The following is a 3,908-nucleotide window of genomic DNA, read 5'->3' on the forward strand; positions in this document are numbered from 1 at the left end:
TTAAAGAATTTTCCACATTTTTTCTCTCAGAGATGTCCCGGATGACGTACAGGACAACTAGTTTGTCCTGTAAAGAAAATACGTGGGCGCTGGCCTCTATCGGGAATGTTGTGCCGTCTTTTTTTACCTGCATTCCTTCATAAATAGAATGGTAGTTCTCTGTCGGATTTGTTTCGATTGCAGAGTGTTGACAGTGAAATTCTGAATTAAATATTTCACAAAATTCCATCTGAAAGAATTCATTCCTAGTGTAATTGAGTTTATTACAGGCAGTATCATTTACTTCAATTAATTTTCCGATGTCCTGATTGGCGGTGATCTCATAGAGAAATAATGAATCATTTGCATTATTAAACAGATTTTTAAATTTTTCTTCATTTTCTGTAAGTGCATCTTTTATCTTCTTTTCTTCAGTGAAATCTTTGATAATTAAAATCAGGCCATGTTCCCCCCCACCATCGAGGACTAATGGAACATATTTGACAAAAAAATAGTAGAGTTTACCATCATATGCATAGGTCGTTTCCTTGCTGCATACTTCCCCCGTTTTCAATTGAACGGTCAATTAAGGGTAATATTATTTCATCACTGATTACCGGGATTGCCGGATTGTTTATTTCTCTGTTGAGTATGTCATTTTCGTCGAGATTGAAGTATTTCAGGTATTTGTCATTAACCTGAATGATTCTCCTGTCCTGATTTAAAAGAACGATTAAATCAGGAGAACAATGTAGCATTGAGTTGATTGGCAATCGACGAGATAGTGTGTAGACTTTTGCATTACCGATAAGCTGCACATCAACTTTGCCTGATGCCAATAGAACCTGGAGATATTTTGCGATAGAATTTCGGTGAATGTTTGTAACATGAGAGATTTCTGTTATCGTCATTCCCTTTGACTTGAACTTTAGTATGTTCAGAATTCTATCGAGCAGTTCCTGCTCGCTGGGCATAGGTGTTGGATATACGATATAATACTTAATATTATGCATGGCGCTCCAAATCATTCAGAATTTTTCACGACATTATATCATCAATTATTTGATATATTGCATATATTGTGCATATACTCCGGTATTTTTTATAAATACGCAAATAGTTGAGTCGAACCTAGTAATATATATAATTTATCATTCACGTCGAGTGTGCCATGGGTCGCTTATTGAACCAATAACTGATTCCTGTATTTAATATGTGATACATTTTTTCAGATATGATCAGAATTTCCTGTCTGAAATGCCGGGGGGGATTATTTTGACATCTGCGAAAGTGGTCTCTGGAATATTACGGGAAATGTCTGTCCCCCCCTGGCCCACTGGATGGTTGTGCATATGTGTCAGGCACATTAGTATATATGCGGGTTTGTTAACAAGGGGCTTATATGTAAGACGGTATTCGGTAGGCCTAAAAACAGGATGCCACCAGTTTTGCATGTAATTGAGTGGAGGTATGAAAATGAAAAAAATAATTGTAGCACTGCTGGTTGTTGCGCTTTGTATGGTGGCACCGGCTGTTGCTGTGGAGTGGACAGATCTTCCCACCGACATGATGGTTCTGATCGAATATCCATACCCGCCTGGTGATGCATGTGGAACCTACTTTGACATGTACCTTGACGATGACTGGGATCAGATGCCTGAAACAGTCTATCCCGGATGGTGTGTTCAGACAGGTGTGCCATCGATCAAGAACACGCCCTATTGTGCCCACCTTTCCAGTACTCTTGGAGTCTCCGGTGAACTGAACATGGTTAACTGGATTCTGAACAACAAGGGATGTGCAACGTATGGAGAAATCCAGGCAGCAATCTGGATGGTAATGGGTCAGACAATCCCGGCACAGTATGCCGCATGGGACAATGCGATTTCGCAGGAATTAGTTGCTTTAGCAGATGATACCTATGTCCCGGGACCCAGTGATATCGGGGCCGTCCTTGTTGAACCACGCGATCGGAACGGGCAGAAGGCTGTAATTGAAGTACCGATTAAACCCTGTCCGCCACCCGTCCCTGAATTCCCAACAATGATGATTCCGGTCTTCCTTGTCGGCAGTGTACTGGTTGCAGCCAGTGTTCTGAAGAAGGAGTAAGGCAGGATTAATCTCATTATTTTTTCAAAAAATTGTATCATTACGTCAATTTCTTTAAATTTCACTGTTTGAATTATGATCTGCTGGCATCTGGTAGATTATCAGAAGACTATTACTTTAACTCCATTTCAGGGTATTTCAACAAGCCATGTCTGCCTGTGTATTTCGGGTAAAATGTGATGGCCAATAGATATCAATGAAATGATCACAGAAGTGTGAATTTACGACCTGTGTTGTCTTCGATTTAACGGTCTTTTTTTGAAAAAGTTTGACATCATAATGGAATAAATTGATTCGTAGAATTTCTCTTTCAGGAGGATACTCCCCAGGCGATACATTCCAAATCGAAAGAAATATTTTTGTTGGAAAAACGGATGGAGTCAGCGTACTCTGTGTTACCATTCGGAAATAAACCTCCTTATTGATGAAAATGCAGGCCATGGTATCCATGAGTGGATGCCTGAATTATCTGAAAACGGTACCTTTTTTCTTTCAATTAGAATGCTGACCATAAGTGCCGGGCGTTTCATTTTATAGTCAAAATGATACCTCTGTCCAAGGGCTGGATGAGAATTCAAATATGGGTTCTGTGTTCCGGGCTGATACTGAAGTTGTGACTGCCTGTATACACAATGGATCAGCACGGCCCTGAATATCATAATCGATGAGGTGAAAAATGGGTGTGAAACGAAACCTGCAGATCATTGTCTTTTTCCTGGCCGTTGTGTGCGTGCTGGCGGTTTCAGCATGTGCAGGCCAGGAATATTCAATAACCGACATCTGTTCTCCGGATGTCTCCCTGTATGGCTGGAGTGCATCTGGATTGTATTCGGGACCGGCAGTTCCCTTTGAGGGCGACTATACACAGTCATCTCTCCCAAATCCTGTCCCCGAATTCCCGACGCTTGCTGTGCCGGCGGGGGGGCTGTTGGTTGGCATGATATACATTCTATTCATCCTGAAAAATAAAGGGAGAAAAAATCCTTAAACTCAGCAAAAAGAAGACCAAATATCTGTTCAGGGGGGGAATTTACCCCCAAATTTGTCATATAAAAAATTTTCACATACATTTGCTCTTATTTTTTCAAAAAACCGGCAGAAGGCCCACGACTTTAGTCATGGAAGTATGTCGGCATAAACAATAGTTCCCTCCACAACCTATGTGCCTGCAGGAAATAACCCAACACATCCCCATCATTGACGGATTCAATGACAAATAGCTCCTTTCCTTCGGCCACCGGTGCATAGTTGCCGGTGCCTGTGATTCCCTTCATATTGCAGATCTGACAGATACATAGCAATACAAAAAAATCTCTCATCATAATCTCTTTCATCCCCGGGACATAAAAGCAATGCAACTCAACGGACTTGGATTTATTACGATCGTATTCATCTCTTTTTGGACTTCTTCGACGACATCACTGATGAACATCTCCTCAGTGAATTGACGTGCCTGCAGTGTATGGAATAACTGGTTAAATCTTCGATTAGCTCTCTCAGATATGCAGATTCATACAGGAATGCTGAAAGTACGGAGGAAGATTGTAATGCAACGGATAATACCAAAAATTGTGGAAAAAAAGTATCACTGGTGTTTAATCAGTGATAAAATTCCTACGCACGCAATCAGACTGATAACCACTATCACCGGAGGTACAACTAGTGGAAATTCTGGCACTGGTGGGGGGGGTGTTGGAGTTGGTGTGGGTGTGGGTGTGGGTGTGGGTGTAGGCGTTGGAGTTGGAGTTGGTGTAGGTGTAGGTGTAGGTGTAGGTGTAGGTGTAGGTGTAGGTGTAGGTGTAGGTGTAGGTGTAGTGTGA

6 protein-coding genes are annotated in these 3,908 nt (G+C 41.5%); 2 read left to right on the forward strand and 4 right to left on the reverse strand.

What is annotated here, in order from left to right:
* Both JCM10550_RS16340 and JCM10550_RS16345 read right to left on the reverse strand, forming a co-directional pair.
* The coding region (locus JCM10550_RS16340) for a PAS domain-containing protein (protein WP_172673957.1) at positions 1–553 on the reverse strand (553 nt) is incomplete at its 3' end.
* Positions 507–1,007: a winged helix-turn-helix domain-containing protein gene (locus JCM10550_RS16345; RefSeq protein ID WP_062400685.1), complete on the reverse strand. Its 501-nt coding sequence runs from the start codon at positions 1,005–1,007 to the stop codon at positions 507–509. The genes JCM10550_RS16345 and JCM10550_RS16340, both read right to left, overlap by 47 nt.
* A gap of 448 nt (positions 1,008–1,455) precedes the next feature.
* On the opposite strand from JCM10550_RS16345, the gene JCM10550_RS16350 reads away from it, so the two are divergent.
* Complete coding sequence (locus JCM10550_RS16350; RefSeq protein WP_157200399.1) at positions 1,456–2,088, forward strand: hypothetical protein; 633 nt, start codon at positions 1,456–1,458, stop codon at positions 2,086–2,088.
* Between the two features lie 682 nt (positions 2,089–2,770).
* On the forward strand, positions 2,771–3,076 hold the full coding sequence (locus JCM10550_RS16355) for a hypothetical protein (protein WP_157200400.1): 306 nt from the start codon (positions 2,771–2,773) through the stop codon (positions 3,074–3,076).
* 124 nt (positions 3,077–3,200) lie between these two features.
* Here JCM10550_RS16355 and JCM10550_RS16360 read toward each other — a convergent pair whose 3' ends face one another.
* Positions 3,201–3,362, reverse strand: a complete 162-nt coding sequence (locus JCM10550_RS16360) for a hypothetical protein (protein WP_157200401.1) — start codon at positions 3,360–3,362, stop codon at positions 3,201–3,203.
* A 321-nt stretch (positions 3,363–3,683) separates the two neighbouring features.
* A partial coding sequence (locus JCM10550_RS19975; RefSeq protein WP_177326928.1) for a hypothetical protein occupies positions 3,684–3,908 on the reverse strand: 225 nt, incomplete at its 5' end.

The sequence above is a fragment of the Methanogenium cariaci JCM 10550 genome (genome assembly GCF_001315945.1).
Taxonomy (GTDB): Archaea; Halobacteriota; Methanomicrobia; order Methanomicrobiales; family Methanomicrobiaceae; genus Methanogenium; species Methanogenium cariaci.